This window comes from Aeromonas sp. ASNIH1, from assembly GCF_002934285.1.
Lineage (GTDB): Bacteria > Pseudomonadota > Gammaproteobacteria > Enterobacterales > Aeromonadaceae > Aeromonas > Aeromonas caviae.
The window spans coordinates 1,227,904-1,245,768 of sequence record NZ_CP026228.1 but is presented as its reverse complement, the minus strand read 5'-3'; the positions used below and the strand labels follow the sequence as shown (position 1 = coordinate 1,245,768).

The 17,865-nt window shown below is 62.4% G+C and carries 20 protein-coding genes; 12 read left to right on the top strand and 8 right to left on the bottom strand.

Annotated elements, in window-relative coordinates; translation table 11 throughout:
* Window positions 1–49: 49 nt before the first annotated feature.
* Window positions 50–1,603: a DHA2 family efflux MFS transporter permease subunit gene (locus C2U37_RS06020; protein ID WP_010672584.1), complete on the bottom strand. Its 1,554-nt coding sequence runs from the start codon at window positions 1,601–1,603 to the stop codon at window positions 50–52.
* Window positions 1,603–2,655, bottom strand: a complete 1,053-nt coding sequence (locus tag C2U37_RS06015; RefSeq protein WP_010672585.1) for an HlyD family secretion protein — start codon at window positions 2,653–2,655, stop codon at window positions 1,603–1,605. Before C2U37_RS06015 ends, C2U37_RS06020 begins: the two co-directional genes overlap by 1 nt.
* 97 nt (window positions 2,656–2,752) lie before the next feature.
* On the opposite strand from C2U37_RS06015, the gene C2U37_RS06010 reads away from it, so the two are divergent.
* The 3 genes from C2U37_RS06010 to C2U37_RS06005 are packed head-to-tail and all read left to right on the top strand — an operon-like array spanning window position 2,753 to window position 4,546.
* Window positions 2,753–3,655 carry a LysR family transcriptional regulator gene (locus tag C2U37_RS06010; RefSeq protein WP_010672586.1) on the top strand — a complete coding sequence of 301 codons (903 nt, stop codon included), beginning with the start codon at window positions 2,753–2,755 and terminating at the stop codon, window positions 3,653–3,655.
* Between the two features lie 26 nt (window positions 3,656–3,681).
* Window positions 3,682–4,248, top strand: a complete 567-nt coding sequence (locus tag C2U37_RS24560) for a hypothetical protein (protein WP_158656234.1) — start codon at window positions 3,682–3,684, stop codon at window positions 4,246–4,248.
* The gene (locus tag C2U37_RS06005; RefSeq protein ID WP_010672587.1) at window positions 4,232–4,546 is read left to right on the top strand and encodes a putative signal transducing protein; all 315 of its coding nucleotides are present in this window, start codon (window positions 4,232–4,234) and stop codon (window positions 4,544–4,546) included. The genes C2U37_RS24560 and C2U37_RS06005 overlap by 17 nt, the downstream gene beginning before the upstream one ends.
* A 15-nt stretch (window positions 4,547–4,561) precedes the next feature.
* On the opposite strand, the gene C2U37_RS06000 is transcribed toward C2U37_RS06005, so the two are convergent.
* Complete coding sequence (locus tag C2U37_RS06000; RefSeq protein WP_039040404.1) at window positions 4,562–5,845, bottom strand: dicarboxylate/amino acid:cation symporter; 1,284 nt, start codon at window positions 5,843–5,845, stop codon at window positions 4,562–4,564.
* 208 nt (window positions 5,846–6,053) lie between these two features.
* On the opposite strand from C2U37_RS06000, the gene C2U37_RS05995 reads away from it, so the two are divergent.
* The gene (locus tag C2U37_RS05995) at window positions 6,054–6,299 is read left to right on the top strand and encodes a YecH family metal-binding protein (protein WP_039040405.1); all 246 of its coding nucleotides are present in this window, start codon (window positions 6,054–6,056) and stop codon (window positions 6,297–6,299) included.
* 101 nt (window positions 6,300–6,400) lie between these two features.
* Window positions 6,401–7,000, top strand: coding sequence for a YhgN family NAAT transporter (locus C2U37_RS05990; RefSeq protein ID WP_010672590.1), 600 nt, complete (start codon window positions 6,401–6,403; stop codon window positions 6,998–7,000).
* A 60-nt stretch (window positions 7,001–7,060) separates the two neighbouring features.
* Here C2U37_RS05990 and C2U37_RS05985 read toward each other — a convergent pair whose 3' ends face one another.
* Window positions 7,061–8,038 carry a LysR substrate-binding domain-containing protein gene (locus tag C2U37_RS05985; protein WP_103244096.1) on the bottom strand — a complete coding sequence of 326 codons (978 nt, stop codon included), beginning with the start codon at window positions 8,036–8,038 and terminating at the stop codon, window positions 7,061–7,063.
* A 292-nt stretch (window positions 8,039–8,330) separates the two neighbouring features.
* Here C2U37_RS05985 and tatA point away from each other — a divergent pair, with 292 nt between their 5' ends.
* The 3 genes from tatA to C2U37_RS05970 all read left to right on the top strand — a co-directional run bounded on the left by tatA (window position 8,331) and on the right by C2U37_RS05970 (window position 10,446).
* Window positions 8,331–8,495: a twin-arginine translocase TatA/TatE family subunit gene (tatA, locus tag C2U37_RS05980; protein ID WP_010672592.1), complete on the top strand. Its 165-nt coding sequence runs from the start codon at window positions 8,331–8,333 to the stop codon at window positions 8,493–8,495.
* A gap of 10 nt (window positions 8,496–8,505) precedes the next feature.
* Window positions 8,506–8,808, top strand: coding sequence for a YfcZ/YiiS family protein (locus tag C2U37_RS05975; protein WP_010672593.1), 303 nt, complete (start codon window positions 8,506–8,508; stop codon window positions 8,806–8,808).
* A gap of 216 nt (window positions 8,809–9,024) precedes the next feature.
* A complete protein-coding gene (locus tag C2U37_RS05970; RefSeq protein ID WP_104452019.1) occupies window positions 9,025–10,446 on the top strand; it encodes a lytic transglycosylase F in 1,422 nt (473 codons plus the stop codon).
* Between the two features lie 5 nt (window positions 10,447–10,451).
* Here C2U37_RS05970 and C2U37_RS24555 read toward each other — a convergent pair whose 3' ends face one another.
* Window positions 10,452–10,616, bottom strand: a complete 165-nt coding sequence (locus C2U37_RS24555) for a hypothetical protein (protein ID WP_158656233.1) — start codon at window positions 10,614–10,616, stop codon at window positions 10,452–10,454.
* 72 nt (window positions 10,617–10,688) lie between these two features.
* Between C2U37_RS24555 and C2U37_RS05965 the strand changes: the two genes are divergently transcribed.
* Window positions 10,689–11,942, top strand: a complete 1,254-nt coding sequence (locus C2U37_RS05965) for a phospholipase D-like domain-containing protein (RefSeq protein WP_104452018.1) — start codon at window positions 10,689–10,691, stop codon at window positions 11,940–11,942.
* Window positions 11,943–12,411: 469 nt separating this feature from the next.
* On the opposite strand, the gene C2U37_RS05960 is transcribed toward C2U37_RS05965, so the two are convergent.
* Window positions 12,412–13,530 carry a fatty acid desaturase gene (locus tag C2U37_RS05960; protein WP_043154420.1) on the bottom strand — a complete coding sequence of 373 codons (1,119 nt, stop codon included), beginning with the start codon at window positions 13,528–13,530 and terminating at the stop codon, window positions 12,412–12,414.
* A gap of 149 nt (window positions 13,531–13,679) precedes the next feature.
* On the opposite strand from C2U37_RS05960, the gene fabR reads away from it, so the two are divergent.
* Window positions 13,680–14,300 carry an HTH-type transcriptional repressor FabR gene (fabR, locus tag C2U37_RS05955; protein ID WP_010672598.1) on the top strand — a complete coding sequence of 207 codons (621 nt, stop codon included), beginning with the start codon at window positions 13,680–13,682 and terminating at the stop codon, window positions 14,298–14,300.
* A 19-nt stretch (window positions 14,301–14,319) separates the two neighbouring features.
* The gene (locus C2U37_RS05950) at window positions 14,320–14,685 is read left to right on the top strand and encodes a YijD family membrane protein (protein WP_010672599.1); all 366 of its coding nucleotides are present in this window, start codon (window positions 14,320–14,322) and stop codon (window positions 14,683–14,685) included.
* Between the two features lie 33 nt (window positions 14,686–14,718).
* Here the strand turns inward: C2U37_RS05950 and C2U37_RS05945 are convergent, their stop codons facing one another.
* Window positions 14,719–15,033, bottom strand: a complete 315-nt coding sequence (locus tag C2U37_RS05945; protein WP_010672600.1) for a DUF1145 domain-containing protein — start codon at window positions 15,031–15,033, stop codon at window positions 14,719–14,721.
* Window positions 15,034–15,141: 108 nt separating this feature from the next.
* A complete protein-coding gene (rsmD, locus tag C2U37_RS05940; RefSeq protein ID WP_104452017.1) occupies window positions 15,142–15,771 on the bottom strand; it encodes a 16S rRNA (guanine(966)-N(2))-methyltransferase RsmD in 630 nt (209 codons plus the stop codon).
* A 110-nt stretch (window positions 15,772–15,881) separates the two neighbouring features.
* Between rsmD and ftsY the strand changes: the two genes are divergently transcribed.
* Window positions 15,882–17,696 (top strand): signal recognition particle-docking protein FtsY, encoded by a 1,815-nt coding sequence (ftsY, locus tag C2U37_RS05935; RefSeq protein WP_104452016.1) that lies wholly within the window; start codon window positions 15,882–15,884, stop codon window positions 17,694–17,696.
* Window positions 17,697–17,865: the final 169 nt, after the last annotated feature.

The following is a 17,865-nucleotide window of genomic DNA, read 5'->3' as shown; positions in this document are numbered from 1 at the left end:
CCATGAAAAACGGGCCTTCTGGCCCGTTTTGCTATGTGATCCCCACCTTTCACGCCTCGACCGGTTCTGCGTCAGGGGCCCTCGGGGCCGGCTGCTTGAGCAGCAGCATCAGGGCGCTGGCGATCAGCAGGAAGATACCCATCACGTAGAACACCTGGTTGTAGGCCATGATGGCCGCCTCGCGGCTGATGGTGTTCGACAGCATGGCCCGGGCCTGCAACTGGGCCTGCTCCGGCCCGGCTCCCTGGGCCATCATGTTCTGGGCCAGCTGCATCAGATAGGCCTGCCCCTCGATGCTGGTGGCGGCCAGGGTGCTGCCGATCTGGCTGACATGAGTCCGGGTGTCGTTGTCGATCAGGGTGGCGATGATGGCGATGCCGAAGGCGCCCCCCAGGTTGCGCAGCACGTTGAGCAGGGTCGAGGAGGAGGGGATCTCGTCCGGCGTCAGGCTGGCGGTCGCCACCAGGGAGAGGGGCACCATGATGAAGGGCTGCCCCAGGGCCCGCACGATGAGGGACTGGATCAGCTGGGGCCCGGCGTAGTCGGCGTTCATGTTCACGTTCATGAAGCAACTGATGGCGAAGACCAGAAAACCGAAGCTCACCAGATAGCGCGGATCTATCTTGTGGGTCAGCTTGGGCACCAGGGGGAGCACCAGCAACTGGGGCAACCCCATCCACATCAGCACTTCACCGATTTCCAGGGCGTTGTAATTGTGGATCTGGGTCATGTAGAGGGGCAGCACATAGATGGAGCCCATCAACCCCATGCCGAGCACCAGGTAGGCGAAGCAGGCCAGGGCGAAGCGCGGGTTGTGCAGCAGCCGCAGGTTGACCAGGGGGTGGCGGCGCAGCAACTGGCTGATGACGAAGAACACCAGGGCCACCACCGAGATGACGGTGAGCCGCACGATGAAGCTCGAGCCGAACCAGTCCTCCCGGTTGCCCTCCTCCAGCACCACCTCCAGGAGGCCGAGACCCACAGCCATGGTGAGGATACCGATGAGATCCACCCGCTTGATCACCTCCCAGTCCACCGGCTTCCTGTCCAGCCCGTGGGCCAGCATGGCCATCACCAGCAGGCCGGGCGGCACGTTCAGATAGAAGATGTAGTGCCAGGACATCTGCTCCGTCAGCCAGCCCCCCAGGGTCGGGCCGATGGCGGGGGCGAAGGTGGCGCACAGGCCGAACAGCGCCATGCCGGTGGCTCGCTTGTGCAGCGGCAGCAGGCTGACGATGAGGGAGAAGGCCATGGGGATCAGGGCCCCGCCGGTAAAGCCCTGCAGCGCCCGAAAGACGATCATGCTGGTGAGGTTCCAGCTGAACGAGCAGAGCACGGAGGCGACGATGAAGGCGCCCGTGGTCCACAGCAGGTAGCGCCGCACGCTCAGTCCCCGGCTCAGCCAGCCGCTCAGCGGAATGGCGATCATCTCCGCCACCAGATAGGAGGTGGAGATCCAGGAGCTCTCGCTCAGGGTGGCCGAGAGTGCCCCCTGAATGTCTTTCAGGGAGGCGTTGGTGATCTGGATGTCGAGGATGGCCATGAAGGCGCCGATGAGGCCCCCCATGACCGCGATCCAGTTGCGGCGTGGTATGGCGTCCATCAGTGGGCGGCCACCACGGGATCAGGGGTGCGGGTGTCGACGATCACCTCGGTGGAGAGGCCGGGCAGCAGCTTGCCCGCCAGGGCGCCCGGATCCGGGATACGGATCTTGACCGGCACCCGCTGCACGATTTTGGTGAAGTTGCCGGTGGCGTTCTCCGGCGGCAGCAGGGCGAACTTGGCGCCGGTGGCCGGAGAGAGGCTGTCGATGATCCCCTCGACCGGTTGATCCGGATAGGCATCCAGGATCACCTCCACCTTCTGGCCCGGCTGCATGTGCTGCAACTGGGTCTCTTTGAAGTTGGCCTCGACCCACACCTGGCTCAGGGGCACCAGGCTGGCCACCTGCATACCGGACTGGACGTAGAGCCCCGCCCGCAGGCTGCGCTTGCCGATGATGCCGTCAGCCGGGGCTCGCAGCTCGGTGTAGCCGAGTTCCAGCCTGGCTTGTTCAAGCTGGGCCTCGCTCAATGCCAGCCTGGCCTGGTTCTGCTTGGCTTCGGCATCCAGCACCAACAGCCGCTCGCGGGCGGCCTGCAGGGCTGCCTTGGCCTCCAGTGCCTGGGCCTGGTTGACCTGCAAGCCGGCGCGGACCTCGTCCAGGCTGTCCTGGGAGCTGTAGTGGCGCTCATTGAGCTGGCTGACCCGGCGCACCTGCTGCTGGGCCCGGACCTGCTCGGCATTGGCCGAGCTGACTTTTGCCTCGGCCTGGCGGATGAGGCTCAACTGCTGGATACGGGTGGCGGCGAGGTTATCCGCCGTCGCCTGGTTGAGGTGCAGATCGGCCTCGGCCTCCGCCACCTTGGTCCTGTATTCGCGGTCGTCGAGCCGGGCGATGAGCTGGCCGGCCTTCACCGCCTGGTTGTCGGTCACCAGTACTTCGCTGATGTAGCCGGAGAGCTTGGAACCGATGCCGGTCACCTCGCTTTGCAGGTAGGCGTTGTCGGTGCTCTCGAAGTAGCGGCCATGCAGATACCAGTAACCGGCAAACAGCAGGCCGAGCAGGGCCAGCACCAGGGCGGCCAGCAGGGGGATCTTCTTGTGTTGACTCATGATATTGGTTTTCCTGAACTGTGGCGGGCAGGCTAACATCGTGCAACTGTTTCGATTAGTATCCATTCATGAGATATACAGTTTCACTGGTGAAACAATGGACCTGAATGCTGCCTTAATCCTCGTTCGTATCGTCGACAAGGGCTCCTTTACCGCCGCTGCCCAGGAGCTGGGCATGACCAAGGCGACGGTGAGCCGCCGCATCGCCGAGCTGGAGCAGCGTCTCGGCGCGCGGCTGCTCTATCGCTCCACCCGGCAGCTCACCCTGACGGAAGCCGGTGAACAATATTATCTACGCTGCAGCAAGGCGGTGGAGGAGCTGGCCCAGGCCGAGCTGATGCTCAGTGCCAGCCAGCAGGAGGTGACAGGGACCCTCAAGCTGGCGGTGCCCATCGAGACGGGACAACTGGTGGTGGGCAGGCTGGTGGCGAACTTCCTGCAAGCCTATCCAGGCATGAAGGTGGAGCTGGAGCTGACCAACCGCATCGTGGATCCCATCAGCGAGGGGCTGGATGCCATCGTGCGGGTCGGCGACATGAGCGACTCCAACCTGGCGGCGCGGCGTCTCTGGAGCACCGAGCGGCTGCTGTGCGCCAGCCCGGACTATCTGGCGCGCCACCCGGTGATCCAGAGGCCCGCCGATCTGGTGCATCACGAGAGGATCGCGGTCAGCACGGGGTTCCTCGCCTCGCACTGGTGTTTCGAGCTGGATGATCGCGAAGTGCTGGTGGATCCCCCGTCCCGCTTCCAGGTCAACAACATCACCTGTGCCAGGGAGGCGGCGAAGGCGGGGCTGGGGCTGGCTTCCCTGCCCGCCATGCTGTGCCATGATGAGCTGGCGAACGGGACGCTGGTCTCCTTGCTGCCGGAGTGGCAGCAACCCAGGGTACCCATCTACCTGCTGTTTCCCGAGCGGCGCCTGATGCCGCGCAAGCTGAGGGCATTCATCGATTTTCTGGTGGCCAACGGCCCGGCTTACGGTATCGACAAGCTGCTGTAAGGGTTTCGAGGACAACGTATGGAGCGGTGGATGAATCTGTATCGGGCATCTCGCTCCCGGAAGATGCTCGCCCTGAAATAATGATGGTAGTGCTGGTGATGACGGCACTGGCAAGGGTTTCGAGGACAACGTATGGAGCGGTGGATGAATCTGTATCGGGCATCTCGCTCCCGGAAGATGCTCGCCCTGGAATGATGGTAGTGCTGGTGATGACGGCACTGGCAAGGGTTTCGAGGACAACGTATGGATCAGTGGATGAATCTGTATCGGGCATCTCACTCCCGGAAGATGCTCGCCCTGGAATGATGGTAGTGCTGGTGATGACGGCACTGGCAAGGGTTTCGAGGACAACGTATGGATCAGTGGATGAATCTGTATCGGGCATCTCACTCCCGGAAGATGCTCGCCCTGGAATGATGGTAGTGCTGGTGATGACGGCACTGGCAAGGGTTTCGAGGACAACGTATGGATCAGTGGATGAATCTGTATCGGGCATCTCACTCCCGGAAGATGCTCGCCCTGGAATGATGGTAGTGCTGGTGATGACGGCACTGGCAAGGGTTTCGAGGACAACGTATGGATCAGTGGATTAACTTGTATCGCGCCTCTCACTCCCTGGAGGCGCATGCCCTGAAAGGGGCCTTGGAGGTAGAGGGAGTCAGGGTGCGCCTCAGCGGCGAAGGACTCTCCGGCGCGCTCGGGGAGCTGCCGGTGGATCTGCTGCAAGTGACCCTGATGGTGAACGAGCGGGATCGTCAGCGGGCGGGCCGGATCATCGAGCGCTACCAGCAGCGCCAGGGCAACGGCTGGCTGTGCGGCCAGTGCGGGGAGGAGAACGGCGCCAACTTCGATATCTGCTGGCGCTGCCATCACGATCCCCAGGATCATTGAGCGCCCCTCGCGCCCTCAGCGCAGGGTGAAGTCGATGTCATCCCCCGCATGGGCATCGTGGTAGGTGGCGAGATCCAGCTCCTTCTCGCTGCGGGCGATGAGCACGGAGACCAGGATGTCGCCGGAGACGTTGACCGTGGTGCGCGCCATGTCGAGGATCCGGTCTATGCCGGCGATGAGCGCCACCCCTTCCAGCGGCAGTCCCACGGCAGTGAGGGTCAGGGTCAGCAGCATCAGCCCGGTACCGGGTGTGCCCGCCGTGCCGATGCTGGCCAGCGTGACGATGCTGATGAGGGTCAGGTAGTCCACCAGATGCAGATCCACCCCGAAGGCCTGGGCCACGAACAGGGCGGTGACTCCCTGATAGAGGGCGGTGCCATCCATGTTGATGGTGGCGCCGATGGGCAGCACCTTGGCGGTGATGGCGGGGGAGACCCCGAGCCTGCGTTCGGCGCAGGCCAGGCTAATGGGCAGGGTGCTGCTGCTTGAACTGCTGGTGAAGGCCACCGCCTGGGCATCGACGATGCTCTTGAAGTAGTGCAACGGGTTGAGGCGCGCCATCAGGAGCAGCAGGCTGCTGTAGACGCCGAGCACGTGGAGCAGGCAGCCGAGGTAGACGGCGCCGATCACCTTGAGCAGCGGCAACAGCAGGCTGACGCCGTACTTGCCGGTCATCCAGGCCATCAGGGCGCAGACGCCATAGGGGGCCAGGGCCATCACCATCTGGGTCAGCTTGAACATTCCCTCCGCCAGGGAGGTAAAGAACAGGATGGCGGGGCGGCCACGTCGTCCGGTGGCGTTGAGGGCGAGAGCGAGGGCCACGGCGAACACGATCACCTGCAATATCTTGCCATCGCCCATGGCCTGCACCGGGTTGCGCGGCACCAGGTGGCTCAGCACGCTGGCCAGGGTAGGTTGCTGCGCCATGGCGCCCCGTTCATAAGGACCCATGTTGGCGCCCATGCCCGGTTCCAGCAGCCAGCCCATCATCAGGCCGATACAGATGGCGACGGCGGTGGAGCAGAGATAGAAGCCGATGGCCTTGCCGGCGATGCGGTCGAGCCGCTTGCCCTTGAGCAGGGCGGTGAGGCCTGCCAGGACGGAACAGAAGATGAGGGGCACCATCAGCATCTGGATGGTGTTGACGAACAGGACGCCGATGGGCTTGAGCAGCAGGGCCTGCTCGCTGAAGCAGAGCCCCAGACCTATCCCGGTCAGCATGCCGAGCAGAGTCTTCAACCAGAGCGGGCGACGGGTCCAGATCCGCCAGGGTTTGAAGACCAATCCATGGAACAGCATGACGCCAATGTCCTTATTTTCTGTCTGCGGTGGCAAAAAGGGGCGACAGTGTAGCCATCCCCCCGTCAGGTTGCCACATTATCGACAAAGCGGCGCTCACGACCAGCCCGCTGGCGTTAAAAAAGGCGTTTTGTTGGCCTATATCAAGAACCCTCTCCGGGCTTCGGGCTTTAATTGTCATCTGACATGATGATTAAAGAGGTTCGAGATGTCCCAATCGATACACGGTCACGAAGTGATGGAGATGATGCTGGAGCAGGAGAGTCCGTTTACCCGGGCCAGCCTCAGGGCGGCGATCGCCTCGCGCTTCGGTGCCGAGGCCCGGTTCCACACCTGCAGCGCCAGCGAGATGGATGCTGACGCCCTGATCGACTTCCTGGCCAGGCGCGGCAAGTTCATCGACTCGGAGTCAGGGTTCCAGACCCGCGCCGACAAGATCTGCAACCACGGATGATCGCCAGCGGCGAGCGCGGTGGGGCGCTCGCCGAATCCCGCCACCTTTGTTATATTTCGCCCTCCTTCCCCTCTTGTTGAAAGGTTCTGCCCGGGCGCTCTATGGACACATTCTCCGCTGCCGTCATGCTGTTTCTGATCATGGATCCGCTGGGCAACCTGCCGGTCTTCCTCTCCATCCTGCGCCATGTCGACCCCAAGCGTCGACGCAAGGTAATGCTGCGGGAGCTGTTGTTTTCACTGGTGATCATGATGGGCTTCCTGTTCGCCGGTCAGCAGATCCTGAGCTTCCTCAACCTGCGTCAGGAGGCGGTCAGCATCGCGGGGGGCATCATCCTCTTCCTCATCGCCATCAAGATGATCTTCCCGAGCCCCGGTGGCGTGACCGGGCTGGCGGCGGGGGAGGAGCCCTTCCTGGTGCCCATGGCCATCCCCATGATTGCGGGCCCCTCCATCCTGGCTTCCCTGCTGCTTCTGGCCAACCAGGAGCCGACCCGGATGGTGGACTGGTCATTGGCCCTGCTGATGGCCTGGGGGGCCAGCGCCGTGATACTGATGTTCTACGAGCTGTTCAACAAGCTGCTGGGTGAGCGAGGACTCACCGCGGTGGAGCGGCTGATGGGCATGCTGCTGGTGATGATCTCGGTGCAGATGCTGCTGGACGGGGTACACCACTATCTGGCGGTGACGGGTCAGAACTGACGGGGCGAATGCTGACGTCAATGTGAAACGGGGCTTCTTGAGCCCCGCTTTTTTTGCGCGTCAGGCGGCAGCGGCCGGGCCATCCGCCGAGGTTTCCAGCTTGCCCATGATGAGGGTGAGCAGGGTCTCCCGCAGCCAGCGATGGCCCGGATCCTCCTCGTGGCGCTGATGCCAGATGAGCAGGTGGGAGATGCTGTCCAGGGCGATGGGCAGCGGCAGCGGCACCAGGGGATAGACCTGGGTGGCGTGGCGGGCATAGAGCCTGGAGAGGGTCACTATCATGTCCGAGTGCATGCCCATGCGCAGGGCCGCCTCGAAGGAGGGCACGGTCGCCTCGATCCGGCGATAGAGATCCTGCTCCGCCAGCTTGTGATCCAGCATCCAGCGATCCCGCCCCTCGCAGTAGGTCTGCACATGGGGGTAGGCGAGGTAGCGGGCGAGATCCCACTCGGGCTCCTGCAAGGCAGGGTGATCCCGTTGCACCAGGCAGGTGAGATCGTCGATGGTGAGCAACCGCTGGCAGATGGCGTTGGGCAGGGTGTCGAGGCGAAAATCCGAATTGATGCAGTTCTCCCGCACCGTGAAGGCGATATCCACCTGGCCCTGGCTCATCTCGGTCAGGCTGTGCTCGGTCCACTCCTCGTAGCGCAGGCGGATGCCGGGGGCCTGACGCTTCAGTTCGCTCAGGTAGAGGGGGGCAAACAGGGTGAAGGCGCTGTCCATGCTGGCGATGACGAACTCCCGCTCCGTGCTGGCGGGATCGAAGTCCGGCGGCTGGATCAGGTTGTCCAGGGAGAGCAGTATGGGCTGCAGTTGCTGCTGGAGATCCAGGGCGCGGGGAGTGGGATCCATCCCGTAGGCCGAGCGCACGAACAGGGGATCGTCAAAGGTCTCCCGCAACCGCCCGAGGGCCTTGCTGACGGCGGACTGGCTCAGGTGCAAACGGCGTGCAGCCCGGCTGCCGTTGCGCTCTTCCAGCAAGACTTGCAGGATTATCAACAAATTAAGGTCTATGCGTGCAAGCTGTTCCAGCAACATGATATGAATCCTCTTCAATTCCTAGATGAATATATACCATTTGTTTTCATATCTTGGCGATCCTATGCTCGACGGGTCTCTCGCCCTGGTGGCGGCTGGTACAGGATGTAGCGGTTGAGGGGACAAGTAGCACCGACTCATACGGCGGCCCATGGTCGCCGTATTTTTTTGCGCCTCGTCGCCGTTTTTGCGCGATTTTTTCGCCAACTTGCACCTGCCTTGATTTTGCCCAACAATCGATACGCTTTCTTTTGATACAACCTCCAGGTATCTAACAGTCAGGAGTCTCCCTATGGGACTGGGTGGCATTCATATCTGGCATCTGCTGATCCTGCTCGTGGTCGTCGTCGTGGTGTTTGGCAGCAAACGCCTGGCTGGCGCCGGTGAGGATCTGGGCACTGCCATCAGGGATTTTCGCAACGCCTTGCGCGACGATGACAATATCCGGAATAAGTAGGAGTGAACGTATGTCTGTAGACGAGAAAGTGGAACTGAACGAGACCTGTGACAGTTGCGGCTGTTTCGCCGAAATTGGCACCATCATCGGCGAAGGTGACGACGTTATGGAGCTGGTGATCGAGGCCGCTGCAGAAGCCGACGCCCGCGAGAAATTTGCAGCTTACGAGGCGCTGGCCAAGCAGGTCACTGCCGAAGCCAAAAGCAGCAGCGAGCTGAGCCGGGGCCCGGATGGCGTGATCCTGAAGGCCCGCCTGCAATTCACCTGCACCGCCGAGAAGCTGATCTTCGAGATGCGCGCCCGCTCCCTCTGAGATCGTGATGACACGGCAGGCTTGCCTGCCGTCTTGCTCTGCCCCTCGCTTTTTCCCTCCCTTTGCGTTGTATAGTGAGTTATCCCACGGACGATCCGTTTTCCGTCCGGCATGTGCCGATCGGCAGAAGATCCCGCGACGCCCCATGACTTGGCGCAGGCGCCTTCTCTGACAGACCCGACGGTGCGCACCGGCCCACAGCGAGGTGGTTAAATCATGATGCGGCGATGGATCTGGGCCCTGCTGGCTCTCTGCTCTCTCCCTCTGCTGGCGGCGGATCTCAAGCCGCAGTTGCTGCCCCAGGCCGGTGATCTCGAACACATCCTGCAAAAAAAAGAGCTCAGGGCCCTGGTGGTCTATGAGCGGGGGTTTTTCTTTTTCGACAAGGGAGCCCAGTACGGCATCCTGGTCAATCAGCTTCAGGGATTCGAGCGCTGGTTGAACCAGACCTACCTGGCCAAGGAGAAGCTCAAGCTCAAGATCATTTATATCCCGGTGCGCCAGGACAAGCTGCTGGACTATCTGGCCGAGGGGCGCGGGGATCTGGTGGCCGCCAACCTGACGGTCACCCCCACCCGGCGCGAGCAGGTGACCTTCTCCCAGCCGCTGATCGCCCCCATTGAGGAGTGGGTGGTGAGCCAGCGGGAGCTCCCTGCCTTCAATCGCATCACCCAGCTGTCCGGCCGGCGGATCTGGGTGCGAGCCAGCTCCAGTTATTTCGAGAGCCTGCACCAGCTCAACTGGCTGTTTCGGGAGCTGGGGTTGCCCCCGGTCTACATCGAGACGGTTCCCGAATACCTGCAGGACGGGGACCTGTTGGAGATGGTGTCAGCTGGGATCATTCCGCTGACGGTCACCGACAGCTTCAAGGGGCGGATCTGGCTCGACATGATTGGCGGCCTCAAGGCCCACAGGCTGATACCGCTGCGGGACAAGGGGCGCAGCGCCTGGGCCCTGCGCAACAACAGCCCGGAGCTGCTCAAGGCGGTGAACGCCTACATCTCGGAGTCGAGCAAGCGGACCCTCTACAGTGACATGACATTGCGCCGCCTGCTGGCGCAGAGCGATCGCATGAGCAACATACTGGCGCCGGACCCGCTGGGGCGCCTGTCGACCATTCGCAAGGTACTGGAGGCCCAGGCGGACAAGTATCAGCTGGACTGGCTGATGCTGGCCGCGCTGGCTTACAAGGAGTCGGGGCTCAATCCCAATGTCGGCTCTCACCGGGGGGCCGTCGGCATCATGCAATTGCTGCCGAGCACCGGCAAGGAGGTGGGGATCCGAGGCGCCAGACTCACCAGTCTGGAGGGCAATGTGGAAGCTGCCTGTCGCTACATGCGGCTCATCCTGGACACCTACTTCAATGATCCCGGGATGGACAGGCTCAATCGCCATCTGTTCGCCCTGGCCGCCTACAATGCGGGTCCGAACCGGGTCCATGCATTGCAGGCCAAGGCGGCCGACAAGGGGCTGGATCCGAACGTCTGGTTCGGCAATGTGGAGCAGCTGGTGGCCAACGACGTGGGCCAGGGGCCCATCAACTACGTTGGCACCATCTACAAATACTACGTGGCCTACCGTTTCAGCCTGCCCCAGCTGGAGGGCAAGTCAGAGGCCATCGAGGCGGTGCAGCCCTGAGCCTGTCAATGCTGGCCGGGGAGGGGATCCTCGTGATGCTGCGCAAGGGGTTCCCAGCCCAGATCCCGGTGCTGCTGGTACCAGGGCATCAACAGCCTGGCCGGGGTGGGATCCGGTTGGCTGGCATGAGGTCTCTGACTGAGGGAGGGGTGGTCGCGCAGTTCCATCATCGGCTCCTTGACACTGGGCTATCGGGGCGGTTGTCTGGGTTATGCCACCACCAGATGACAGGGAGATGACCCTTGATCCCCGCCGAGTTTGCCTTGCTCGCCGATCCCGGCGCCGCCCTGAAAGCCCGATGCCAGTTGATCCGCCAGGCTCGCCACCGGATCCTCGCCCAGTATTACAGCTGGGAAGAGGACGGCAGCGGCAAGCTGCTGCTGGCGGAGCTGGTGCGGGCGGCCCGGCGCGGAGTGGTGGTGCAACTGCTCATCGACGATCTCTACGGCGGGGAGAACCGCTTTCTGGAGGCGGTGGCGGCGGAACCGGGCATCGAGGTACGCCTGTTCAACCCCTTCTGGTTGCGGGGCTGGCGTCCCCTTACCTTGCTGCTGGAAGGGGTGCTGAGCTTTCGCCGCATCAATCACCGGATGCACAACAAGCTGCTGCTGGTGGATGGCAGCCAGGCGGTGATCGGCGGGCGCAATATTGGTGATCGTTACTTCGGGCTGGGGATGCCGCCTCACTTCATCGACCTGGATCTGGTCTGCCGCGGCCCCCTCTGTCAGCAGGCCGAGCAGGGGTTCGCGCTGTTCTGGCACAGTCGCTGGAGCCACCCGGTCCGTCGCCTGTTGAGACGCCCCTTGCTGCCAGCCGAAACCCGGGCCCTGAACGATTTCCTGCTGACCCTGACCGACCCCGCCATGGCGGCCGCCTATGATCTGCCGGCCACTCTGTTTGATGAGTGCCCCGTTCCCCTTTGCTGGCATCCCGGGCGAGGGCAGTGCTGGTTCGATCGCCCCGGCAAGGGGCTGGTCGCCCGGCCGACCACGGCGCCCCTGCTGGGACGCATGCTGGCGAGCAATCAGGGGGCCCTGAGGTTGGTAAGCCCTTACCTGATCCTGACACGGGGGCTGCGTCGCCGGCTCAAGGGGCAGCGACGGCAGGGGGTCGACATCGAGATCCTGACCAACTCCCTAGCCAGCACGGACGTGCCCCTGGTCTATGGCGCCTATCGACGTCACCGCCCCTGGCTCGAGCGTCAGGGGGTCACCCTGTTCGAGCTGACGACGGAGGCGTTCAGTCTGCATGCCAAGCTGATCCTGATGGGGAAGGAGGAGGCGCTGCTCGGCAGTTTCAACCTGGATCCCCGCTCCCTGATGCTCAACACCGAGTTGATGCTGCACCTCCATAGCCCGAGGTTGTGCGACGAGTTGCAGCAACTCATCGATGGCTGGTTGCAGCAGGCCGTGCACCCGGTGGCGGCGTCCCCCTCTGCATGGCGGCGCCTGCTGGCGCAATTGAGCGATTGGTTACCTTTGCATCGTTGGTTGTGAGTGGGATCCGCCTTGTGCGAGATCTCGCAAAGCCTTGTGCGCCTTCGAGGATAACGTTTGCCATCCAAAAACGGGACTGGATTGCATCGTATTGTTTTTAATCGATTTATATTGATAGCGCAGTAACAATCCAGGGGCCTCGACTGCATAGAGGTGCGTGTAGAACGGTTTTTTATTTTATTTAACTGCGTAGTATCTCGAGTGCAAGGACAAACACGGCGGCTGGTCTGCCGTGTGGGTGACGGCAACAGGGGAAATGGGCCAACCGGATTGCTCCGGCAGGCGAGGCGGATCGGGAGCGGAAACCCGTGATGCCAGACAGACCCCCGTGGTTGCGGGAGCCCAATATGGAACATGCTATTTGCGAGGGGGTGACATGCGAATGTTGCCCCATTTTTTTATGCCCGCCGTCTGCTTGTCCAATCAAAAAGACCGCCTGCTGGCGGTCTTTTGCGTGATGTCTCGGCGATCAGGCGAGGCCCGCCAGCAGACGACTCCAGTTGCGTTTGGCAACGAGGAAACCGTCTCGCAACGTGCGGTACTCCAGTTGCAGCCTGAGCCTGTCGTAGCGTGCGAGGGCTGTGCGCTTGCGCTGCTCCAGCAGTGACTTGCGGCTGGCATAGTAGTGCTGGATCTGCAGGCTCAGCTTGTCGTACTCCTCCTGCAGCAGTGCCTGCCAGCGTTCCCTGTCATCCTGCTTGTGCACTCTGGCCTGGGCGCGCTTGAGTTGCATCTCCAGCCTGGCCTGCTCGATGCGTTCCTCCGGGCAGGATCTCAGGTCTTTGGCGAGCCCGCACCAGGCGGCGGTGCGGATCAGCCACTTGGTGGGATCGAACTGCCACCACTGAATGCCGTTGCGGTAGTCGTTCTCGAACAGGTGATGGAAGTTGTGATAGCCCTCGCCAAAGGTGAAGAAGGCCAGGATGCCGTTGTCCCGGGCGCTGTTGCGATCCGTGAACGGCTGGCTGCCCCAGATGTGGGCCAGGGAGTTGATGAAGAAGGTGGTGTGATGGGTCATCACCATGCGCAGCACCCCGGCCAACAGCATCATGCCGAGCAAATCCCCGTGCAGGAGGCCGAGCAGCAGCGGAATGCCGATGTTGGTGACCAGAGCCAGGGCGAGATAGTGCCTGTGCTGGAAGGCGACCACGGGGTTGTTTTGCAGGTCGCGCACATTGCTGTAGTCGTGGTAGGTATCGCGCTGGTATTCCCGCAGCATCCAGCCGATGTGGGAGTACCAGAAGCCGCGACCCGCACTGTAGGGATCCTTCTGGTTGTCATCCACGTGGCGGTGGTGGCGGCGATGATCCGAGGACCAGTGCAGCGCCGAGTTTTGCAGGGCGAGCGCGCCTCCGATGGCGAAGATCCATTGCAGGGCCGGGTGCGCCTTGTAGGACTTGTGGGACCAGAGCCTGTGGTAGCCGGCGGTGATGGAGATGCCGCAATAGCAGAACAGCAGCAGGAAGCAGAGCCACTGCCAGAGGTCGTAGCCCTGGCTCAGTCCATACCAGGGGACCGCTATCAGTGCCGTGAGCCCGGAGAGGGCGAACAGCAGGGTGTTGGTCATGATGATCGGGGGGCGGTCCATTTCACTCGGCTCCTTTCAGCGAACAGCTGTTCACTATTCTCCATTGAGCCGGAATGCGGGTCAATGGTAAAAAAGTCGGAGACAAACCTGATCCCGGCCCCGCCTTCGGGTTATCATCTGGCCTCGCTAATCTCAAGGTGACTGTTTTCGTGGGTATTCGCGCGCAACAAAAAGAAAAAACCCGGCGTACGCTGATCGAGGCGGCGTTCAGTCAACTCTGCGCCAACCGCAGTTTCTCCAACCTCAGCCTGCGGGAAGTGGCCAGAGAGGCGGGCATAGCGCCGACCTCCTTCTATCGCCACTTTCGGGACATGGAAGAGCTGGGGCTGACGCTGGTGGACGAGGGAGGGCTGACCCTGCGCCAACTGATGCGCCAGGCGCGCCAGCGCATTGCCGGTGGTGGCAGCGTCATCAGCACCTCGGTGCAGACCTTCATGGAATTCGTCGAAAACAACCCGAACATCTTCCGGCTGCTGCTGCGCGAGCGCTCCGGCACCTCGGCTGCATTCCGTCAGGCGGTGGCCCGGGAGATCCAGCACTTCATCGCCGAGCTGACCGATTATCTGGAAGCCACCACGCAGGCGCCACGGGAAGAGGCCTATATCCAGGCCGAGGCCATGGTGACCATCGTCTTCAGCGCCGGTGCAGACGCCCTCGACATGACTCCGGAAGAGTGCAAGGCACTGTCGGAGCGCACCATCAGCCAGTTGCGGATGATCGCCATGGGCGCCGAGGTGCAGAACCGCAAGCGCCACGAATCTCTCACATAACGCAAGGATGGACAGCCTCATGCATGAACCGAACGCGATTCCGAAGAAGCCCCTGGTGCTGGCCCTGCTGATCGGTATCTGTGGCGATGCCTTCCTGTCGGCCTTGACGGAGTCGGTCGTCCCCTTCTCCTTCTACCCCCTCATCGCCCTGTTGCTGGCGGCCAGCCAGCTCTATCAGCACTATCGCCATGAGCCCATGGTGGGCAACACACCCAGCTGCATTCTGCTCTGCTTCTTTATCGGCGTGTTCGGCCATTCTGCCCTGGTCAAGGTGCAGTACCCCGAGCTTGGCAGCAACTTCTTCTCCCTCATTGCCATGCTGCTGCTGCTCGCCGCTCTCTCCATCAAGCTGGGAATCAGCCTCGGAAAAACGCAAAAGGAGTGACGAATCACTCCTTCTGGTCGGGCCGGGGGTGGCCTAGTCGGCCCTGGGGGGAGTCTCTCCCTTCTTCCTGGCGTCTATGATGGCCTGCAGCTTGGTGCGGATATCCATCATGCCGAACACCCCGAAGATCAGCACCTGGGTGAATTCGAGACGAGTGACCGCGAAGTAGGGTTTGCAGGCCGCCTTGATCATGCTGGCCTGTACCCAGTGCATCAATATCACGATGACGCCGCACACCGGCAGAAAGCCGTTCAGTTTGCCCGGCAGGGTGCCCAGCAGGGCGAGTGCCACACCGAACCAGAAGAACAGCAGCACCCCCATCGCCAACAGATTAAACACCCGCTTCATCGTTTACCTCCCGTACATAGAGTTGATAGCAGGCCTGATGTGATCGACCTGCTTGTCCTTGAGCCGTTGTCCAAATTGACGGAGAAGGGGACTGTGCCCATCTCCCCTTTAAACAGCAGCGTCATGCTTGGTGTCCCGCAGATAGAGCTGATAGCAGACCTGACCAGCCTGCTTGTCCTTGAGTAGTGTCCAGCTGGCGGGCAGCGTCAGATCGGCCATCTCTTTTTCCCGCTCCAGATAGATGAGGGCATCGGATGCCAGCCAGCCGCGTTGCTCCAGCAGCTCGCACACCTGGGGCAGCAGCTCGCGACGAAACGGTGGGTCCAGAAAGACCAGATCGAAGGGGGTGGCCGGGCCTTGCAGCCAGCTCACGGCATCGGCCTGGATCACCTGCCCCTGGCTGCTGCCCAGGGTCGTCAGGTTCTTCTTGAGCTGGTCGGCGGCGCCTCTGTCCATCTCGATCAGGGTGACCTGTTCGGCATAGCGGGACAAGGCTTCCAGCCCCAGCCCGCCGCTGCCGGCGAACAGATCCAGGCAGCGGGTACCGCGCACGTGGGGAGCCAGCCAGTTGAAGATGGTCTCCTTGACGCGATCCGTGGTGGGCCTGAGCCCTTCCACATCCCTGACGGGGAGTTTGCGCCCCTTCCATTGGCCGCTGATGATTCGTACCACGCCCGCTCGCCCCTGGGGGGCCGGGCTCTTGCTCGGGCTGTTACGGCTGGATTTCACTCTGGGCATCGCGTTTCGTCGTCAGAAAATAAAGTGATAGTATAAGGCGGTTCATTTTTATGCCGACCCGCCGAGGGACGGCTATCTTAGCAGTCAGCCTTTGATGTGAGTATTTTTAGATGGCAAAAGGTTTGTTTTCCTGGCTGGGTTTCGGCCGCAAGAAAGAAGAGGCTGAGGCCGTTCCATCGCAGGCGCCCGACGCTACCCCGGCGGTCGTCGAGTCGGAGGCCGCCGCTGTTCCCGCGCCTGTCGCCGATGTTGCCCCGGCTGATGCCCCTACCGCCAAGCCCGAAGCGCCGCTGAGCGGCCCTGACGAAGGCCCCCTGGTTGTGGAAGAGCCGGAGGGCGAGCTTGAGCCCGTCATCGTCAATGAGGCCTTGATCTCAACCGAAGCTCAGGTCGCAGAAGAAGCCCGTATTGCCGCCGAAGCTCGCGCCACAGAAGAAGCCCGTATTGCCGCCGAGGCTCGTGCCGCAGAAGAAGCCCGTATTGCCGCCGAGGCCCGCGCTGCGGAAGAGGATCGCATCGCCGCCGAAGCCCGCGCCGCAGAAGAAGCCCGTGTTGCCGCCGAGGATCGCGCCGCAGAAGAAGCCCGTATTGCCGCCGAAGCCCGAGCCGCAGAAGAGGTCCGTGTTGCCGCCGAAGCCCGTGCCGCGGAAGAGGCTCGTGTTGCCGCCGAGGCTCGCGCTGTAGAAGAGGCTCGCATCGCCGCCGAGACTCGCGCCGCAGAAGAGGTCCGTGTTGCCGCCGAAGCCCGCGCCGCAGAAGAGGCTCGTCTTGCCGCCGAAGCCCGTGCAGCAGAAGAAGCTCGTATTGCCGCCGAAGCTCGCGCTGCGGAAGAGGCTCGTATTGCCGCCGAAGCTCAGGCTGCCGAGGAAGCTCGTGTCGCCAAAGAGGCCCAGCGAGCGGAAGATTTGCGTCTGGTCGCCGCGATGGAGGCTGAGGCCGCCGCTCTGGCCGCTCTGCCACTTGCCGCCAAGGTGGACGACGACACTCAGGAGAAGCCGCAGCGGGAGGGCTTCTTTGCCCGCCTCAAGCGCAGCCTGGTGCGTACCAGGGAGAATATCGGTTCCGGTTTCTTCGGCCTGTTCAGCGGCAAGAAGATCGATGACGATCTGTTCGAAGAGCTGGAGACCCAGCTGCTGACCGCCGATCTTGGCGTCGACACCACCACCCGCATCATCGAGGGGCTGGTACAGCACGCGGACCGCAAGCAGCTCAAGGACGCCGAGGCGCTCTACGGTCTGCTCAAACAGGACATGGGCGAGATGCTGGCCAAGGTCGAGCAGCCCCTGGTGATCGACACCAGCAAGAAGCCTTACGTCATCCTGATGGTCGGCGTGAACGGCGTCGGCAAAACCACCACCATCGGCAAACTGGCCAAACAGTTCCAGGCCGAGGGCAAGAGCGTGATGCTGGCCGCTGGCGATACCTTCCGTGCTGCGGCGGTCGAGCAGCTGCAGGTGTGGGGTCAGCGCAACAACATTCCGGTGATTGCCCAGCACACTGGTGCCGACTCCGCCTCCGTCATCTATGACGCCATCGAGGCAGCCCGCTCCCGCGGGGCTGACGTGCTGATCGCTGATACCGCCGGCCGCCTGCAGAACAAGAGCAACCTGATGGAGGAGCTCAAGAAGGTGGTGCGGGTGATGAAGAAGCTGGACGATGCGGCACCCCACGAGATCATGCTGACTCTGGACGCAGGCACCGGCCAGAACGCATTGAGCCAGGCCAAGCTGTTCAGCGAGGCGGTGGGCCTGACCGGCATCACCCTCACCAAGCTGGACGGTACCGCCAAGGGTGGCGTCATCTTCGCGGTGGCCGACAAGTTCCAGATCCCGATCCGTTACATCGGGGTGGGCGAGGGGATCGACGATCTGCGCCCGTTCGTCGCCAACGACTTTATCGAGGCGCTCTTCAGCCGCGAAGAATAAATCCGGCTGACATGAGCCGCCCCGGCCGTGACAAGCATGTGTTCCATACCCCGACTCCGGTCGGGGTATGTCACTATGAGGGCGCAGGCATGGCTCATCCGGACAAGGATGACATGTGGCATGCTTGTGACCGGTGTTGTCATCCAGGTGTTGTGCCGGTACGGGGGAG